Below are 19,176 nucleotides of genomic sequence, written 5' to 3'. Positions count from 1 at the left end.
GAGAAAGGCCTTGGAGGACACCATGATCGCGGAGACACCCCGCACGGAGATCGACCGCATCATCGCCGCCGCCGCGGCCGCCGCCGAACCGGCGGCCGCGACCACACCGGCCGAACGCGCGCGCTGGCTGCATGCTGCCGCGGACGCCCTCGAGCAAGCGGGTGACGAGTTGATTCCCCTGGCGGCCAGGGAAACTCACCTGCCCGAGGAGCCGCGGCTGCGGCCGGAGCTGGTGCGCACCGTATTCCAGCTGCGACTGTTCGCCCGGGTACTCACCGACGGCGAATTCCTGGACGCCACCGTCGATCACGCCGATCCGGCCTGGCCGATGGGACCGCGGCCGGATATCCGGCGCACGATGATTCCGATGGGGCCCGTGCTGGTCTTCCCGGCCGGCAACTTCCCCTTCGCGCTCGGCGTCGCCGGGCACGACATCGCCGCCGCGCTGGCGGCGGGCTGCCCGGTGGTGGCGAAGGCGCACCCGGGACATCCGGAGCTGTCGGCGCGAACCCGCGATGTCCTGGTCGAGGCGCTCACGGTGGCGGGCGCGCCGATAGGCATGCTGGACATCGTGTCCGGGGTCGAGGCGGGCGTCACCGCCCTGCGGCATCCGGACATCGCCGCGGCGACCTTCACCGGTTCCGAGGCGGGTGGGCGGGCCCTGTTCGACATCGCCGCCGCGCGGCCCCGGCCGATCCCGTTCTACGGAGAGTTCGGCAGCGTCAATCCGGTGTACGTCACGGCCGGGGCGGTGCGGGCGCGCGGGACGGAGATCGCCACCGGTTTCGTCGGTTCGTTCACGCTCGGGGCAGGGCAGTTCTGCACCAAACCTGGACTGCTGTTGCTGCCCGTGGGCCACGGCCTCGACGAAACCCTGCGCGCGGCGGTGGAATCCGTACCGGGGCAGGCCATGCTCGACGACCGGATCGCCGCGGCCTATCGCGCGGGGAACGAACGGTTGCGCGAACATTCGGCCGTCACCGTGCTCTCCATTCCGAGCCCGCGGGACGACCCGTTCCGGCCGACATTGCTGCGGGTGAGCGCCCCGGATTTCGTAAAAGCCGCGGAAGCGCTCGGCGGCGAATGCTTCGGGCCGACCTCGATCATCATCGAATACGCCGATGACGCGGAGCTGCGCGCGGTGCTCGGCGCACTCGAGCCCGGCCTCACCGTGTCGGTGCACGCCGAGACCGACGAGGCCGACCTGGTTCGGCCGCTGTTGCCCGCGCTCACCCGCCTGGCGGGACGGCTGATCTGGAACGGCTGGCCGACCGGCATCACGCTGTCCTGGGCCCAACAGCACGGCGGGCCCTATCCCGCCACCACCGCACCGGCTTTCACGTCCATGGGCCCGGCCGCCATCGCGCGCTTCCTGCGTCCGGTCGCCTGGCAGGGTTTCCCGGACACGCTGCTGCCGCCGGAGTTACGGGCGTCCAATCCCTGGGGGTTGGCGCGCCGCATCGATGGGGTCCGAGTGCAGGGGAATATCCGATGAGCAAACCGTTTCCGATCATCACCGAGGTTCGGCTGACACCGATTCTCATCGCAGATCCGCCCTTGCTGAATCGCTCCGGGGTACATCAGCCGTACACCCCGCGGCTGATCGTGGAGGTCGAAACCGAAACGGGCGTGCTCGGTCTCGGCGAAACCTACGGCGATACCACATATCTGGAGCGCGCCCAGGAACTGTCGCGTGCGCTGATCGGCATGCCGATCAGCGCGGTCAATGCGATCGGCCGCCTCGGCCGCGGCGCGAGCACCCTGCTCGATGCCGAACCCGCGGCCAGCGGTCTACGCGGGGCGCTGACCACCGACAAGGTACGCCTGAGCGTGCTCTCGGCCTTCGAGGTGGCCGTATTCGACGCACTGGGAAGGCATCTGGGCGTGCCGGTGCATGCGCTGCTGGGCGGCAAGGTACGCGACGCCGTCGATTACGCGGGCTACCTGTTCTACAAATGGGCCGGCCATCCCGTCACGGAATCGGAGACCGACGAGTGGGGCGCCGCCCTGGACCCGGACGGGGTGGTGGAGCAGGCGCGGAAGTTCGTCGCGCACGGCGGTTTCCGTTCACTCAAACTCAAGGGTGGCGTCATGCCCCCGCCGGAGGAGTGCGCTGCCATCGAGGCGCTCGCCGCGGAATTCCCGGGTATTCCACTGCGATTGGATCCCAATGGCGGCTGGTCGCTGGAGACCTCGCTGCAGGTGGCCGAACGGCTGCACGGGCTCGTCGAATACCTGGAGGACCCGACCGCCACCGTCGACGACATGGCCGAGGTGCACCGCCGCACCGGAATCCCCTTGGCCACCAATATGATCGTGACCTCACTGGACGAGGTTCGCCCGGCCTTCGACCGTGACGCCGTCCAGATCGTGCTCTCCGATCACCACTTCTGGGGTGGTCTGCTCGCCACCCGGGATCTGGCCGCGGTCTGCCGCGCCTACGGCCGCGGCCTGTCCATGCACTCGAATACCCATCTCGGCATCAGCCTGGCCGCCATGACCCAGGTGGCCGCCACCGTCGACGACCTCCGCTACGCCTGCGACACCCACTATCCGTGGCAGCAGGAGGACGTCATCGCGGAACGCCTCGCCTTCACCGCGGGCGCGGTCGAAGTCTCCGATACTCCGGGACTCGGCGTGGAGCTGGACCGCGACGCCCTCGCCCGGCTACATGAGCGTTGGAAGGCCATGCCGCACCATCGCATTCGCGACGATGTGGCCGCACTGCGCCGGGCCGGCCCGGATCGGGCGATCATGCCGGAATGAGAGGTTGCGAACGCATTCCTGGGCGCGGCGGGCGCGGTTAACCTGACTGGGTGGCAGGAACGGCGCCCGGAGGCGCAGGGGGGAAGTTCGGCACGGCGCGAGAACTGTTCGCGCAGCGGCTGTCCGAGCTGTTCGAGGCGGCCGGCAATCCGACGCTGGAACAGGTGGTGCGGGCCACCAAGGGGCGGCTGCGCGGTTCGCGGGGGTTGCCGACGATTCAGCGGATCAGCGATTGGCGTTCCGGGCGCAATGTGCCGGCCCGCTTCGCATCGCTGGAACCGGTGGTGGCGACGCTGATCTATCTGGCGCAGCCGCGGCGGGAGACGGTCGCCACGGGTCTGCTGAACATGGCTGCGTGGCAACGGCTCTGGGAGACAGCGGTGGTGGAGGTGGGTCCGCCCGCCGGTCCGGCCACCCTGGCCTCGACCGTGCCGGAGCCCTTGACGCCGCGGCCCGTATTGACCGACACGCTGCCCCGCGATGTCGCGACCCTGATCGGCCGGGACGAGGAGCTGGCCCGCATTCTGCAGGCGGCCGGGACGAGCCGGGTGGCCTCCATCCACACCATCGACGGTATGCCGGGAATCGGCAAGACCGCCTTGGCGACCCGCGCCGCGCACCGGCTCGCGGACCAGTTCCCCGACGGCCGCTTCTTCGTGAACCTGCACGCCCACACCGCCGGTCGCGCCACCGCCAAACCGACGGATGTGCTGGCCGGACTGCTCACCGACCTGGGCATGGACCCCGGCAGCATTCCCGACAGTCTGGAGAACCGGCGCAGCCTGTGGCGAGATCGGGTGGCGGGCAAGCGAATCCTGCTGGTGCTCGACGATGCGCAGGATCACGCGCAGGTCGAGCCGCTGCTGCCGAACGGGCCGGGCTGCCTGACACTGATCACCAGCCGGCGGCGGCTGGTGGCGCTGGACGGCTCCGAGCCGTTCGCCCTGGACACGCTCGAACCGGAGAAGGCCGCCGAACTGTTCTGCACACTGGCGCGGCGTACTCCCGCGGACAGTGAGCGGGCGGCGGTGGCGGAGATCGTCCGGCTGTGCGGATTTCTGCCGCTGGCGATCGTGCTGCTCGCGGGCCGCCTGGCTCATCACGCCAGCTGGACCATTGCGCGCATGGCCGCCGATCTGGTCCGCGCCCAGGACCGGCTGGGCGAGCTGGAGGCCGGCGAGCGCGCCGTCTACGCCGCGTTCACCATGTCCTACCAGGAGTTGCCGCCCGCCCGGCAGCGTTTGTTCCGCCGGCTCAGCCTGCACCCGGGCCCCGAAATCGACAGCTACGCCACCGCGGCGCTCGACGGCATTCCGGTGAGCGCGGCGCGACGCGAACTGGACGCGCTCTTCACCGACCACTTCCTCGAGGAACCCGCCGGCGGGCGGTATCGGATGCACGATCTGCTGCGCCAGTACGCCCTCGCGCTCATCGGCGACTCGTCCGAGGACCGCCGCGTCGTCGTCGACCGAATCCTGAACTACTACCAGCACACCGGTGACATCGCCGACCGATACCTCACCGTGGACACGGATCTCGAGCTGTGCCTCGCCGAAGACACCGGCGCTCCGTACTTTTCGAGCCGGGCCGAGGCGCTGTCCTGGCTGCGCACCGAGCGGGCCAATGTGCTGGCCTGCCTGGAATACGCGGCGGCCCAGCACCAATCGGCCCGGGTGGTGGGGCTGACGAGCATTCTGGCCGGGCTGCTGCGGCTGGACGGGCCGTGGCCGCTGGCCATCAAACTGCACCGGCGCGCGGCCACCATCGCCGAGCACAGCGGGGACCGGGTCGGCGGCGCCGACGCCCTCAACGACCTGGGCATGGTCCGGTACGCGACCGGCGACTATCCGGGTACGGCGGACCTGATCCGCAAGGCGCTGGCCATCTATCGGGAGGTCGGCGACCGCATCGGGCAGGCGCATGCCCTGGGCAGCCTCGCGCGGCTCGGCTACGCCACCGGCGACTATCCCGGCACCGCGGAGCTGATGGACGAAGCACTTGCCATCTACCAGGACATCGACGATCGGCGCGGCCAGGCCTACGCGCAGATCGGGCGCGGTGTGGTCCGGTATGCGTGCGGCGACTATCCGGGCACCGCGAAGCTGGTGCGCAAGGCGCTCGCCATCTTCCGGGAGATCGGCGACCGGTCCGGCGAGGCGTACGCCCGCAACGAACTCGGCGTCGTCCGGTATGCGACCGGCGACTACCCCGGCGCCATCGAGCAGGTCGAGCTGGCGCTCGAGATCTACCGGGACCTCGGGGACCGGTTCATCGAGGCCTACGCCCTCAGCGATCTGGGCGCGGTGCGCTTCGCGATCGGCGACTATCCGGGCGCGATCGAACTGGTGCAGCAGGCGGTGGCCCTCTACCGGGAAGTCGGAGACCGGCTGGGCGAGGCCTACGCCCTCGGCAGTCTGGCCCGCCTGCGGTATGCCGTCGGCGACATGAACGGCTCGGCCGGCCCGATGGAGCAGGCACTGGCCATCTTTCGCGAGATCGGGGATCGCATCGGTCAGGGCTACTCGCTCATCGATCTCAGCCTGGGCCGGTACGCCACCAGCGACTATGTGCGTGCGGCCGACGAAATGCAGGAGGCGCTGGTCATCTTCCGCGAGAACGGCGACCGGGTCGGGCAGGCGTACACGCTGATCGTGCTCGGCCTGGTGCGCTACGCGGACGGCGCGTACGACCTCGCGAACGAGCTGATCCAGCAGGCGCTGAGCATCTTTCGCGAAATCGGGGACCGGGTCGGGGAGGCATATGCGCTCAGTGGCCTGGGCAGACTCGAATACGCGATGGGCAAGCTGCCCAGTGCGCTCGAACGAATGGACCCCGCGCTGAGCATCTTCCGTGATATCGGTGATCGGGCGGGGGAGGCCTACGCCCTCAGCACCCTGTCCCGCTTGCGCTTCGCGACCGGCGACACCGACGGCTCGAACGAGCTGGTGCAGCAGGCATTGACGATCTATCGGGAGATCGGCGACCGCTTCGGCGAGGCGTTCGCACTCGGCGGTGTGAGCATCCTGCGATATTCGACAGGGGATTACGCCGCCGCCTCCGAGCTGGCGGAGCAGTCACTGGCGATCTTCCGCGATATCGGGGACCGGGTCAGCCAGGCCTACACCTACATCGGGCTGGGCCTGCTGAAGTACCAGGCCGGAGACTATGCCGGTGCGGCCGCGCTGGTCGAGCAGGCACCGGTCATCTTCCGGGAGATCGGTGACCGCCTGGGGGAGGCCTACGCCTTCATCGGGCTGAGCCTGCTGCGGTACCGGTCCGGTGATTACTCGGATCTCGCCACGCTGATGCAGCGGATTCTGGCCGTATTCCAGGAAATCGGCGAGAGTCCGGGCCAGGACGACATGGTCGACCGCATCAGTGCGCTGTGGGAACTCAATGCGCCGCAGGACGTCGTGGTGTCGTATATCGACGCCCTGCGGTTGGTGCGTGAGATCCAGGTGCGCTGGAAGAAGCGGCGCGTCTGGCGAGACCTGCCGGTGCCGGACGCACCGAGATAGCCTCAGCTCGCCCCGACGGGAGTGTCCAGATTGTTGCTGGCCTTCCACTCCCGGTGTAGCCGGCCGAGTTCCGTCGCCGGTGGTTCACCGAACAGCCATTCCCGGCCTATACGATGCCAATTCGCGGTGGCGCGCAACTGTCCCAGGGTGCCACAGGTCCAGAATTCGGTGCGCCGGGAGAACAGGTGCTCGGGCGGCAGATATTGATGCCGCATCCCCTCGAATTCCGACATGCGCGGATCTATGGCGTGCAGGAAAGCACTGCTCGCCAATTCCGGGGTGATGGAGAGTTCTTCATCGGTCAGGCTCCATTCCGCCGCCGACAGCACATACTCGTAGCATTCCTGGGCTGTCACACCGGAATTCCCGTCGATGATGCCGCGGTCGACCATCAGCCGATACAGCTCCTCGCAGCGGTCCTCGGCGGTGGCGCGCAGGCAGGCGGCCTCGAAGGCGATGTGCTCGGGCGCCATCCGCTTGTACAGGCCGAAGTCGACGAACACCACCTTGCCGTCGGCGCGCAGCAGCACATTGCCCGGATGCGGATCGCCACAGAATTCGGCGAATTCGAAGAGTGAACCCACATAGAACCTGAAGATGATCTCGCCGACTCGATCGCGATCGGCGTCGGGCAGCGCGCGAATGCCTTCGAAGCCAAGTGCCGGTGCGTATTCCGTCACCAGCACGCGGGGACCGCTCAACTCCGGAAAAGCCCGGGGCACCACGATGAACGGGTGATCGGCGTACATGGCCGCCACCCGCTGCTGGGTGCGCGCCTCGAGCGGATAGTCGAGTTCCTTCTCCAGACTGCCCCGCAATTCGTCGAATACGCCGGACGTGAATCCCGGCAGCGCCTGTTTCATCATGACCCGCAGCAGGCCCAGATTGCGCAGGTCGGCGCGGACGGCGAGGTCGACACCCGGATACTGCGCCTTCACCGCCACTTCGGTGCCGTCGAAGAGCCGCGCGCGGTACACCTGGCCGATGGAGGCCGCCGCCACGGGTTCCGGATCGAACTCGGCGAACAGCTGCGTCAGGGGTGCGCCGAGATCCTCCTCGATGACCTGCCGCATGGCCTCGAACTCGACAGCGGGCGCATCGTCGAACAGGGTGGCGAGCCGATGGCGGAACATCTCCCGATGCCGTTCGGGCACCAATTCCAGATCGAGCAGGGACAGCAACTGCCCCAATTTCATGGTGAGGCCCTTCATCTGGCCCAGCACCAGGACGAGCTGCTCGGCCAGCTGCAGGATCGATTCGTCGGCGAGCCGGGCCCGCACCTCGGCCGATCTGCCGATCATGGACAGTTTGGTACGCCGTTTGCGCACCGCTTGTTTGGCCACCACCGCACCCAGTTTGGATCCGCGCGCCAGCCGCGAGGTCGCCACCGGTTTCGCCGTCATCGCCCCTCCTGCCCCAGTGCTGTCAGAAATCCACGCAACACCCCGGCGAATTCGCCACGGCGCAAATCACATTCGTCGACCTCCGGCTGCCCGGCCGGCCCCCAGATGAGCCGCGCTCCCGCCGCGCCCTCCACCACGAAGATGTCCCAGGGATCGAAGTTCTCGCTCCTCGGACTGACGAAGAACGGCCAATACCGCGCGCCGTCCGCCGCGATCTGCTCATCACTGCGATCACTGTCCGAGAACAAGGCGTCGGTGACGATCCGCGCCACCTCCCCCGCCGGCGCCGCCATCAACTCGGGACTGTGCCGGGCGGCTTCACTCCCGAGCAGCCGCCGCACGGTCACGGCGATCTCGTCGATCGCCGAACACGACTCGTACCGTCCCACCGCCATGCCGCCACACCACCATCGGATCCGACCGAACATCCACGGCCCCGGTTCTCCGCCACTCGCCACCGGATCACATTCGAATTCGATCGCGAAGCGGGCGCGATCCCCGATCAACATCATCGCACCTTTTCCCCAGCCCCGAGGACGTTCGTACCCCGGAAAATCGTCACCCCGGCACCGTAGGAAACGGGCGCCGCGCCCCGCCGCCGCGGCGCTCGCCGAGCCGCCGGAAACACCTGCCCGGCGTGCGTTTCCGGTCCGGAAAATCCACCTCCGCTCCGGAACACCGGGGCGGAGTGCTCCGAGGCACACGGCAAGCTCACCGTGGGCTCACAGGTTGCTCGCGAGTCGGGAGGGCTGAATGGTCACCGTGACCGCATCACTCATGGACACCTCTTCGGTGGTCCCGCCGCAATCCGCGGCCCCCCGCACGGCCGGCAGGTTCGGTGGTCCCGCCGCTGAACGAGCCGGCCTGGTCGCGCTGTTGATCGCGACCGCGGTGATGTACCTCTGGAACATCACCAGCAATGGAATGGGCAATCAGTTCTATGCCGGCGCCGCCTGGGCGGGGTCCAAGAACTGGGAGGCCCTACTCTTCGGCTCGCTGGATACCGGGAACTTCATCACGGTCGACAAGCCGCCGGTGTCGCAGTGGGTGATGGGGCTGTCCGGGCGGATCTTCGGATTCTCGAGCGCCAGCATGCTGATTCCGCAGGCGCTCATGGCGGTGGCCGCGGTGGCACTGCTGTACGGCGCGGTGCGGCGGGTCACGGGTAGCCACAACACCGGTCTGTTCGCCGGCGCGGCGCTGGCATTGACTCCGGTCGCGGCCTTGATGTTCCGGTTCAACAATCCGGACGCGGTGATGGTGCTGCTCATGATGGCGGCGGCCTACGCCACCGTCCGGGCCCTCGAACGCGCCTCCACGAAATGGATCATGCTGGCCGGTGTGGCCCTGGGCTTCGCCTTCCTGGCGAAGATGCTCGAAGGGCTGATGGTGCTGCCCGCACTGGGTCTGGCCTATCTCATCGCCGCGCCCAATCCGATCCGCACCCGGATCCTGCAACTCTTCGGCGCACTGGTCGCGATGCTCGCGGCCAGCGGCTGGTACGTGTTCGTCACCCTGCTGTGGCCGGCGTCGAGCCGCCCGTATCTGGCCGGGTCGACCGACAACAACTTCATGAACCTGGTGCTGGGCTACAACGGCTTCTCCCGCGTGCTCGGCCGCAACCACGGCAACCGTGGCGGCGGCACACCCAAGCCCGATCCGACTACTGCCGCGAACGCCGCGAATACGGCGGCCGGCGGCCATGCCTCCACTGCCGATGCGGCACAACAGTTCCCGGCCGGCGGACGCGGCGGCTTCGGTGGCTTCGGCGGCGGGCAGTCGCACGGCGTGACCCGCCTGTTCACCGGTGAGTTCGGCTTCGAGATCGGCTGGCTGCTGCCCGCCGCGCTGGTGGCCATGGTGCTGGTGATCGTCTCCCGGGGCCGCGCGCCGCGCACCGATCTGATGCGGGCCGCCGCCATCATCTTCGGCGGCTGGATCATCATCGACGGTGGCGTGCTCAGCTATATGAGCGGCACCGTGCACCCGTACTACTGCCTCTCCATCGCCCCGGCGGTGGCCGGCATGTTCGCCGTCGGCCTCTACGAGATGTGGAGCAAGCGGGGGACGATCCTCGGCCGATTCGGCCTCGCCGCATTGATCGCCATCACCGGTGTGTGGAGTTTCGTTCTGCTGCACCGCAACAGCGGCTGGTACCCCGAATTGCGCTGGGGCATCCTGGCGGTGACCCTCATCGCGGCGGTGCTGCTGGTGGTGCCGTGGACCCATACGGCGCGGCGCAAGCTGGCGGCCGTGGTGCTGGCGGTCGGCGTGGCCGGCAGCCTCTCGGGTGCGGCGGCCTACACATTCGCGACCATCGCCACCCCGCATTCGGGTGGCGGACCCACCGTGGGCCCGGCCCAGGCGGGTGGCCGCGGCGGTATGGGCGGCTTCGGGCAGACCCAGTCCAATCCGGCGCTGGCGAGCCTGCTGGAGAACACGAACTCGACCTGGGCGGCCGCCATCAACGGTTCGTCCGCCGCGGCGGGGCTCGAATTGCAGAGCGACAAGGCGGTCATGGCGATCGGCGGCTTCTCCGGTAGCGATCCGACGCCGACCCTCGCGCAGTTCCAGGCGGATGTGAAGGCGGGCAAGGTCTCCTACTACATCGTCCAGAACAACAATGGCGGTGGCCGCGGCCAGGGTGACGGCAATGGTCAGGGCGCCGGGAACGGTGCGGGCAACGGTCAGGGCGACGGCAGCGGCCGGTACTCCGATCGGACTCCGGGCGCGACCGGTGACCGGACCACCGGCGGTGGCCAGTCGGCGCGGCAGCAGGGTGGGGCGGATCCGGCCCAGAACCCCGGCGGCGCAGGCGGATTCGGGCGCAACCAGCACACCGATATCACCAACTGGGTGACCGCGACCTTCACCCCGCAGCAGGTCGGCAATGCGACGGTCTACCACCTGACCGGATATCAGGGGTAACCGCCGGAAACGAGAAAGCCCGGTGGGCAACGGAATCCGTTGCCCACCGGGCTTTCGTCATGCTCAGCCGAGGCTGAAGGGCTGACCCCACAGCGTCTGCGTCACGTCCATGACATTGTCCTGCACCAATACCGTGGTGTACGACCGCGCTTCTGCATAGCCCGCGCAGCCGTCGATCGAGATGGTGTGGTTCACGAACTGGGTGACCCCCGACGTACCGGTGAACTGGTACGTCTGAATCGCTTTGGTGGCAACCTTGCCCGGCTTGATGGTCAGGGAGGCGTTCGGGTCGGCGTAGGGCGTGACGCCCGAGGTGGAGAGACCCGCGCCGAAGTCGCCGGTACCGACGGAGAGCCCGCCGCCACCGCCACCGCCGTAACCGCCGCCGCCTCCACCGCCCGCGCCGGGGCTGCCACCGGGGCTGCCGCCGCCGCTGTTGCCGCCCCCGCCGCCGTTCTGCGACTGGTCGCCGCCCGGCGCGGGCGAGGTCGTCTGCCCTGCCGTGTCACCGCTGCCCTCGGTGGTCACCTTGCTGCTGAGGTCGACCTGGCAACCCACCAGGTATCCGGTCTCGATGTGACCTCCGGTGACGGTCACACCGGCGGGCACGGTGACGGTCACGGAGGTCACGGCGGACACCATGGCATTGCGCGAGAGCGGGCTGGCCGCCATCGATCCCGAGAGGACGGCTTGCTCGCCGCTCCGGTTGACCTGCACGGCAACGCCGTCCGGGCCGGTGAAATTGCCCGTGCCGTCGGGGAGCGCCACGGTGGTGTCGGCTCCGGCCGGACCGGCCGCGAGCAGGAGAGTGGTCAGGAAGCTACCGGCCGCGATTGCGAGGCCCATCGAATTCCGCATGTGGCTTTCCTTCTCACCCGACACTGAAAGGCTGGCCGTACAACGTGATCTCGGCAGAGCCCTGATCGTTCGTCACCGTCAAGGTGCTGAACGCTCGTGCCTGCGCGTAACCGCCGCATCCGGAGATCTCGATGCCGCGGCCCGCGTAGGCGACGCCGACGGCCCCGGCCGTGGGGTCGAGGTTCTTGGTGTCCAGGATGACCTGCGAGACACCGCCGGGAACGAGGCTGATGCTGGGGGCGATTTCGGGGGTGACGGAGCTCGGCGAGACGTACACGTCACCGCCGAGTGAGAGGCCGCCGCTGAGGTCTACCTGGCAGCCGACCAGGTAGCCGGTCGTCAGTGTGCCCTTGGTGGCGTTCTGCACCTTGGCGAAGACGGTGGCGGTCACACTCGCCGTGCGCGAGGTGGGGGTGGACGACAGCGGCGGCGAGACGATCGCCTGCTCGCCGGTCCGGGTGAGATCCACCTGTACTCCGGTGGCGGTGGTGAGCGCCTGCTCGCCGTTCGGCAGTGGAATTGTCGTATCGGCATGAGCCACGGCCGATCCGAGAATCGCCGCGGTGAGAACGACGCCGAATCCGGCGAGTCGCCCCCCAATTCTCGAATTCAATCTATGTCGACCCTTCGAATCCAAAATGAGCAATCGAGGGTCGACTATATGGGGGGCGACTACGCGTGCACAACCCTGTAACTGACTGGTAGACAGGGCATTGCAGTATGTTTACCGACTATGAAGTGACGGGCACCACACCGGTCGATGAATTCTGTGAATGTGCTGTGCGGAGTGCGGCGGCGAGCGCCGGACTGATCGGTACCAGTAGGTCCACATTGCGGTCGGATGGTTTGCCGGCGGAATTCGGTCCGCCGACCCGGGTCGGTTCGTTGTAGGCGAGTTCGCGGTGCAGTGCGGCGAGGTCCCACAAATCGAGGGTCGCACCGGGTCGTGCGGGGGCGGCGTGGTCGAGCATGGTGGATCGGATAACCAAGTGATCCGATGAATTCGATTCCGGCAGTAAAAACTCCAGTGCGCGGGACTGGCACGGCCATTCACAGAGTCCGGAGGTAATCACATGCCAGAATCCGCCGCCCGCGCGGACCTGTGGAGTGACCGAATTGCGGTGTTCATGTCCGGCGATCCAGAGCACGGCATTTTCGAAGCGATGCAGTAGCGCCGTGAGATCGGCGGCATGATATCTCGGCTCATCCGCCGCGCCCGATCCGGTGGTCGAATTGTCGAGCATGGTGAGGCCGTGATGTGAGGCGACTATGACCACGCGATCGGGATTTCCGGTATGCACGATCTCGCCATCGGCGCCGATATAGGCGGAATGCACCTCCAGCAGCCGTTCGATGAGCCAATCGCGTTGCCGGGCACCGATACTCCCGGTGACATGACCGGCGGGATGTGTGGTGTCCAGCACGATGATCCGGACGCCCGGCACCGCGTCGTAGGCGTAATACGTCGTGCCCTCGGCGAGGTTCTGCTCGGTGAAGCCGTGCCCGCGCGGTTCGGTCGGGCTGTCCAGGTGTGCGCGTACGTATTCGGCGGGGCTGATCACGCGCCGGTCCGCGCGGGCCCGGATCGGCACGGCCGGGCCCTGCGAGAGGGCCGTGGGATCGGCGAGGTAGCTGCCCATCGGATCGGCGGGCGGTTCCATGCCCAGCTCCACCGGCTGCCGATCGCCGGTGACCAGCGCCTGGAATTCCGGTGTGACCGGAGCCCGGCCCTGCGCGAGGCAGTCGTGATTGCCGAAGCAGCCCAGCCACGGAATGCCCAGGCCGCGCGTGTGGAACGGCCGGGCCGCCGCCGCCAGCAGGCCGGGCACGTCGGGGAAGCCGTGGTCGAGCTTGTAGGCGTCGCGCGAATCCGGCTCCGGATTGTAGAACTCGCCGGACACCGTGTGCGCGGGATGTGACTCCGGTTCGGTCACGCCGAAATTCGGGTCCAGTTCGGACCCGCCGTCGAGCAGGGCGAGCAGGGCGCTCAGCTCGTTGGCCTGCGCGCTGTCGATATTGTCGCCGGTGCTGATCACGAAATCGGCTCCGCTGCCGGTCTGTTCGCGCAGGGTCCGGATGGTGGCCTCGAAGGCCTGCAGCGCGACCGGTTCCTGTGGCCGGTAGGCCGGGAACATGGATTCCCAGCCGGGGCGCCCGGCCAGGGGGTGCAGGAAGGTGAGGCGGCCGGGGGAGTACGGGTCGGCGAGCTGGAAATCGGTCAGGTGCACGAACCGCATGAGCCGCACCATGTCCGCGCCGGGCTCGAGTTCCTGATCGGGCGCGAGGTCGGTGCGCGGCAACTGTGGTTCGGCGGGTCCCTGGACCAGGCTGTGATAGCGCTGCCCGGCGTCGAGCGCGGGTCCGGGCACGAGGGTGTGATCGGGTGTTCGGTGGTCGGTCATCGGTCAGCGGCCCACGGTTTCCGTTGCGGCCGAACCGGAGTACTCCTCGGAGAGTTCTTCCAGGCTGCGTCCCTTGGTCTCCGGCGCCAGTGCCGCCGCGATGGCCAGGCCGATGATGCTCGCGCCCACGAACAGCCACAGCACCCGGTGCAGGCCCGACGAGTTGATCAGCGTCGGCAGCCACAGCGTGCCGATGATCGCGCCGACGCGGGATACGGCGGTGCCGAGTCCATTGGCGGTGGCGCGCACCGCGGTCGGGAAGACCTCGCTCGGGTACACCAGGTTGACGATGCCGGGCCCGGAGTTGGCGAACAGCACGGCGAGCCCCAGCAGCAGCACCAGTCCGGCGAGCCCGGGGCTCTGCCACAGCGCCAGCACGGTGAGTGCGAGGAACATGCCGATGAAGCCGACGATCAGCAGCGGCCGCCGCCCGACCCGGTCGACCAGATTGACGCCGATGACGGCGCCGGCCACGCCGATGAGCGCGATGATCAGCGATCCGACGTAGGTGCCGGTGGTGCTGGAGGTGACCTGCTTGAGGATGGTGGGCGTGTACAGCGTGATGCCGTAGTAGGACAGCGTGTACATGAACCAGAAGCCGCAGCAGAAGAACGTCATGCGCAGCAGCGGCATGCTGAGCAGGGTGCGCCACGGCGAATTGTGTTCGGGCGCGGCGGGTCCGGTGAGGTCGATGCCGGTGTCGCCGAGTCCGGTGAGGACGGCATTGGCTTCCTCGCCGCGGCCCTGTGCGGCCAGCCAGCGCGGGGATTCGGGGATGGTGCGCCGCATCCACAGCACGATGAGCGCGAAGACCGCGCCGAGGACCAGCATGACCCGCCACATGTTGTGGCCGAGCGGCAGGAGCAGCAGAGCGAAGACGTAGGTGCTGGCGGCGCCGATGAACCAGGTGGCGCCGAGGCGGGTCATCAGGCTGCCGCGGCGTTTGGCGGGCGCGTATTCGGCGAGCAGTGAGGTGGAGATGGTGTAGTCGGCGCCGAGGGCGAGTCCGAGCAGGAAGCGGCACACCAGCAGTTCCCACGCGTTCTGCGCGAAGGCGGCGATGAGTGCGAAGACGACGAATCCGATCAGGTTGACCAGGTACATCTTCTTGCGGCCGAGCCGGTCGGTGAGCCGTCCGAAGACCAAGGCGCCCACGAACATTCCGATGACGGCGGAGGCGGAGAGCGCGCCGGTCATGAAGCTGGAGAGGTGCCATTGCTTGGTGACGGTCGGCAGCGCCACGGCGATCACCGTGATGTCGTAGCCGTCGAGGAACATTCCCGCGGCCGACAGCACCATCACCTTGCGATGGAACGGTGTCAGTTGCGTGGAGTCGAGGGCCGAGAAGGCATCGCGGGCCACTGTGGTCCTTCCTTATGGAACTGAGTACTCAATCGTTTTAGCACTGGCAGTGGGCTCGGGTCAGGGGTTCTCGCCAAGAGTTCAGAGTCTGCTCACTCGCGTTCAGTGGCCGTTCGCTAGGGTGTCTTTTCGTGGCAACCGGTAGCGCACCGATCACGCAGCGGGATGTCGCATCGTCCCTCGGGGTCTCCATCTCCGCCGTCAGTCTGGCTTTGTCCGGGCGGCCCGGTGTGAGTGACCAGCTGCGGGAACGCATCCTCGAACGTGCCGAAGAACTCGGCTATCGGCCCAATGCTTCGGCGGTCGCCTTGCGCACCAACCGAACCCGGGTACTCGGGCTGCTCATCCGAAATCTGCGCAATCCGCACTTCCTGGACGTGATCGACGGTTTCGACGAAACCTGCGCCGCCGCAGGCTACGACGTGATGGTGGGCTCCTCCCGCTACGACCCGGCCCGGGAAGCGCAGCTGCTGGACGCCTTCCAGCACCGCGCCATCGACGGCCTGGCCATCGCGCCGATCGGGGTGAGTCCGCAGGTGCGGGAATGGTCTTCGGTCACCGATCGGCCGCTGGTCCTGCTCGATACCGCCGGTGGCCCGACCATGAGCGTCCGCACCGATCAGGAGACCGCGGTCGATCTCGCCGTCCGCCATCTGCTGGAGCTGGGGCACCGGCGCCTCGCCATGATCGTCGCCCCGGCGGACAAGTCGCCGGACCCCGAACGGCTCGAACGTTTCCGGCAGCTGAGCGCGGACCTCGGCTTCACCGCCCTGACGGTGACCACCGAGTTGTCCGCCCGGGCCGCGCGGACCGCCATCGCCGAGGCGCTGGCGGTGCCCGCGCCGGACCGTCCGACCGCCTTCATCGCCAACAGCGATTACATCGCCCACATGGCCTATCTCGCCGTGGCGGACGCGGGTCTGCGTGTTCCGCAGGATATTTCGGTGGTGGGTCACGACGATCTCCCTACTTCCGCCTCGCTGTGCCCGGCGCTGACCACGATTGCCGTGGATCGCCGGGAAATCGGCCATCGCGCGGCGTCGCTGTTGCTCGACGCGCTGCACGACCGTCCCATCGACACACCGAACATCGTCCTCCCGGTGACGTTGCATACGCGCGGTTCCACCGCGCCTCCGCCCTGATCGGACCGGTAGCGGTGCGGAACCCGTGCGAACTTCGCTATATTTGCGGGTGCAGCTGGTTCGCCGGAGGCGGAGTCGAGGAGCCCCTGATCCGCTCGATGGTGTCGAAGCCCGGCGATGACGTTCGCGTCATCGGCGTGGTGAGAGGGAACCCGGTGGGAATCCGGGACTGTCCCGCAGCGGTGAATGGGAACGACTGCCGTGAAAAGCACTGGGCGCACTGCCTGGGAAGCGACGGCTGGTAGGAACAGCCCCGGTCGAGTGCGCCGGGGTCGGCCCGGAGCGGGTCGGCGCCCATGAGTCCGAAGACCTGCCCGTTGTGCCGGATACGCCGTATCCGGCGGTCGTCGCCTCGTGGATCGGGCGTTACGCCGAGTGGACCGGGCACGGATCATGCGTGTGGGCTCGTTCAGCGTACGTTTCGAAATGGGTGGCGTCCCTCTGACTGCTGACCATGGAGTTCATCGATGTTGAACCCTGACAATACTTTCACCGCCACCGTGCTGGGGCTGCCGCGAATCGGACCGAATCGCGAACTCAAGCGCGCCACCGAAGCGTACTGGGCGGGCCGCCTCGACGCCGCCGGACTGCACGAGGTCGCCCGGGAGCTGCGGACTGCGCAGCTCACGCAGGTTCGGGACGCCGGGCTGGATTCCGTTCCGGTCGGCACGTTTTCGTATTACGACCAGGTGCTCGATACCGCCGTGCTGCTGGGCGCATTGCCTGAGCGGGTGCTCGGTATCTCCGACGAGCTGGACCGCTACTTCGCGGCCGCGCGCGGCAATGCCGAGGTCGCGCCGCTGGAAATGACCAAGTGGTTCGACACCAACTACCACTACCTGGTGCCCGAACTCTCGGCGGAGACCGAGTTCTCGCTGCACCCGGAGAAGCCGCTCGCCGAGCTGGAAGAGGCACTGGCGCTGGGGGTTCCGGCCCGGCCGGTGATCGTCGGCCCGATCACCTTCCTCGAGCTGGCCAAGTCGGTGGACGGCAGCAACCTGCTGGACCGGCTGCCCGATCTACTGCCGCTCTACGAGCAACTGCTCGGTCTGCTCGCCGCGGCCGGTGCGAAGTGGGTGCAGATCGACGAGCCGTCGCTGGTCACCGATCTGTCCGAAACCGAACTGGCCGTGGTGCACACCGCATACCGGCGGCTGGCCGAGCTGTCGGCGCGGCCGGCCATTCTGGTCGCCTCGTACTTCGGGCGGCTGGGTGCGGCGCTGCCGGTGCTGGCGGAGACCGGGATCGAGGGCATCGCCGTCGATCTGGTCGCGGGCGGTGACGCGGATGTGGTTGCGGCGCGGTCGATCACGGACAAGCTGATCGTGGCCGGTGTCGTGGACGGCCACAATATCTGGCGCGTCGATCCGGACCACGCCCTGCCGCGGCTGACCGATCTGCGGAATGCCGGGGTGACGGTCGCGGTGTCGAGTTCCTGCTCGCTGCTGCATGTTCCGTACAGCCTGAAGCCGGAGACGGATCTGGAGCCGCGGCTGCGCAGCTGGCTGGCCTTCGGCAACGAGAAGCTCGCCGAGATCGTGCTGCTGGCCACCGCGCTGCACCGGGGCGAGGAGGCCGTGGCCGGTGGCCTGGACATCGCTCGCACCGCCGTGCTGGACCGCAAGGCCGATCGGCGGCTGCACGTGCAGGCGGTGCGGGATCGCCTGGCCGGGCTGGACGCGGACGCGATTCGCCGCGCTCCGGCCGACGAGCGTCGCGTGCTGCAGCAGGAGCGGCTGCACCTGCCGTTGCTGCCGACCACCACCATCGGCTCCTACCCGCAGACCGGCCGGATCCGGGTGGCGCGCGCGGAACTGCGCAAGGGCGGGATCGACCGGGCCGAGTACGACGCGCGCATGCGCGCCGAGATCGCCGAAGTCGTTGCGCTGCAGGAGGAGATCGGCCTGGACGTGCTGGTGCACGGCGAGCCGGAGCGCAATGACATGGTGCAGTACTTCGCCGAACAGCTGGACGGTTTCGCCGCCACGGCCAACGGCTGGGTGCAGTCCTACGGAACCCGTTGCGTGCGACCGCCGATCGTGTACGGCGACGTGGTGCGCCCGGCGGTCATGACCGTCGAGTGGATCACCTACGCGCAGTCGCTGACCGCGAAGCCGGTCAAGGGCATGCTCACCGGTCCGGTGACCATCCTGGCGTGGTCGTTCATCCGCGACGATCAGCCGCCGGCCGATACCGCGCGGCAGATCGCCCTCGCGATCCGGGACGAGACGGTCGACCTGGAGGCGGCCGGTATCGGCATCATCCAGGTGGACGAGCCGGCGCTGCGGGAACTGCTGCCGCTGCGCAAGGCCGATCAGGCCGCCTACCTGGAGTGGGCGGTGGACGCGTTCCGGCTGTCGACCTCCGGGGTCGCGGATGCCACCCAGATCCACACCCACCTCTGCTATTCGGAGTTCGGTGAGGTCATCGGGGCCATCGCGGGCCTGGATGCCGATGTCACCTCGATCGAGGCGGCGCGTTCGCATATGGAGGTGCTGGACGACCTCAATGCGGCGGGCTTCGACCTGGGTGTGGGTCCGGGCGTGTACGACATCCACTCGCCGCGGGTGCCGGGGACCGAGGAGATCGAGAACTCGCTCGCCCTGGCCCTGAAAGCCGTTCCGGCCGAGCGGCTCTGGGTCAACCCGGACTGCGGCCTGAAGACCCGCCGCACCGATGAGGTGACGGCTTCGCTGCGCAATCTGGTCGCGGCGGCGCGGTCGCTGCGCTGACAGCACGGCCGGGGTGTTCCGCCGAGTGCGGAACACCCCGGCCGCCTTCGGATCTCTTCTACTTT

12 protein-coding genes and 1 riboswitch are annotated in these 19,176 nt (G+C 68.2%); of the genes, 6 read left to right on the top strand and 6 right to left on the bottom strand.

Going from position 1 to position 19,176, the window contains the following annotated elements; all coding sequences use genetic code 11:
- Positions 1-10 precede the first annotated feature (10 nt).
- The 3 genes from ACIP5Y_RS06880 to ACIP5Y_RS06870 are packed head-to-tail and all read left to right on the top strand — an operon-like array spanning position 11 to position 6,284.
- Complete coding sequence (locus ACIP5Y_RS06880) at positions 11-1,495, top strand: aldehyde dehydrogenase (NADP(+)) (protein WP_400348250.1); 1,485 nt, start codon at positions 11-13, stop codon at positions 1,493-1,495.
- Positions 1,492-2,766, top strand: a complete 1,275-nt coding sequence (locus ACIP5Y_RS06875; protein ID WP_400348248.1) for an enolase C-terminal domain-like protein — start codon at positions 1,492-1,494, stop codon at positions 2,764-2,766. The genes ACIP5Y_RS06880 and ACIP5Y_RS06875 overlap by 4 nt, the downstream gene beginning before the upstream one ends.
- Before the next feature lie 50 nt (positions 2,767-2,816).
- Positions 2,817-6,284, top strand: a complete 3,468-nt coding sequence (locus ACIP5Y_RS06870; protein ID WP_400348246.1) for a tetratricopeptide repeat protein — start codon at positions 2,817-2,819, stop codon at positions 6,282-6,284.
- A 2-nt stretch (positions 6,285-6,286) separates the two neighbouring features.
- Here the strand turns inward: ACIP5Y_RS06870 and ACIP5Y_RS06865 are convergent, their stop codons facing one another.
- Complete coding sequence (locus ACIP5Y_RS06865) at positions 6,287-7,687, bottom strand: ABC1 kinase family protein (protein ID WP_400348245.1); 1,401 nt, start codon at positions 7,685-7,687, stop codon at positions 6,287-6,289.
- A complete protein-coding gene (locus ACIP5Y_RS06860; protein WP_400348243.1) occupies positions 7,684-8,199 on the bottom strand; it encodes an Imm42 family immunity protein in 516 nt (171 codons plus the stop codon). Before ACIP5Y_RS06860 ends, ACIP5Y_RS06865 begins: the two co-directional genes overlap by 4 nt.
- A gap of 241 nt (positions 8,200-8,440) precedes the next feature.
- Here ACIP5Y_RS06860 and ACIP5Y_RS06855 point away from each other — a divergent pair, with 241 nt between their 5' ends.
- Positions 8,441-10,615, top strand: coding sequence for an ArnT family glycosyltransferase (locus ACIP5Y_RS06855; RefSeq protein WP_400348241.1), 2,175 nt, complete (start codon positions 8,441-8,443; stop codon positions 10,613-10,615).
- Positions 10,616-10,678: 63 nt separating this feature from the next.
- Here ACIP5Y_RS06855 and ACIP5Y_RS06850 read toward each other — a convergent pair whose 3' ends face one another.
- From ACIP5Y_RS06850 to ACIP5Y_RS06835, 4 genes are all read right to left on the bottom strand, one after another.
- Positions 10,679-11,473 carry an MspA family porin gene (locus tag ACIP5Y_RS06850; RefSeq protein WP_400348239.1) on the bottom strand — a complete coding sequence of 265 codons (795 nt, stop codon included), beginning with the start codon at positions 11,471-11,473 and terminating at the stop codon, positions 10,679-10,681.
- Positions 11,474-11,486: 13 nt separating this feature from the next.
- Positions 11,487-12,086: an MspA family porin gene (locus tag ACIP5Y_RS06845; protein ID WP_400348237.1), complete on the bottom strand. Its 600-nt coding sequence runs from the start codon at positions 12,084-12,086 to the stop codon at positions 11,487-11,489.
- A 118-nt stretch (positions 12,087-12,204) separates the two neighbouring features.
- Positions 12,205-13,875, bottom strand: a complete 1,671-nt coding sequence (locus tag ACIP5Y_RS06840; RefSeq protein WP_400348235.1) for a hypothetical protein — start codon at positions 13,873-13,875, stop codon at positions 12,205-12,207.
- A gap of 3 nt (positions 13,876-13,878) precedes the next feature.
- Positions 13,879-15,237 carry an MFS transporter gene (locus ACIP5Y_RS06835; RefSeq protein WP_400348233.1) on the bottom strand — a complete coding sequence of 453 codons (1,359 nt, stop codon included), beginning with the start codon at positions 15,235-15,237 and terminating at the stop codon, positions 13,879-13,881.
- A gap of 131 nt (positions 15,238-15,368) precedes the next feature.
- Between ACIP5Y_RS06835 and ACIP5Y_RS06830 the strand changes: the two genes are divergently transcribed.
- Complete coding sequence (locus ACIP5Y_RS06830; RefSeq protein ID WP_400348232.1) at positions 15,369-16,379, top strand: LacI family DNA-binding transcriptional regulator; 1,011 nt, start codon at positions 15,369-15,371, stop codon at positions 16,377-16,379.
- Positions 16,380-16,495: 116 nt separating this feature from the next.
- Positions 16,496-16,712: riboswitch (cobalamin riboswitch) on the top strand.
- Between the two features lie 134 nt (positions 16,713-16,846).
- Positions 16,847-19,111, top strand: coding sequence for a 5-methyltetrahydropteroyltriglutamate--homocysteine S-methyltransferase (gene metE / locus ACIP5Y_RS06825; RefSeq protein ID WP_400348230.1), 2,265 nt, complete (start codon positions 16,847-16,849; stop codon positions 19,109-19,111).
- Positions 19,112-19,176: the final 65 nt, after the last annotated feature.

The organism is Nocardia sp. NPDC088792, from assembly GCF_044750615.1.
Taxonomy (GTDB): domain Bacteria; phylum Actinomycetota; class Actinomycetes; order Mycobacteriales; family Mycobacteriaceae; genus Nocardia.
This window is presented reverse-complemented; position numbering and strand designations above follow the sequence as displayed.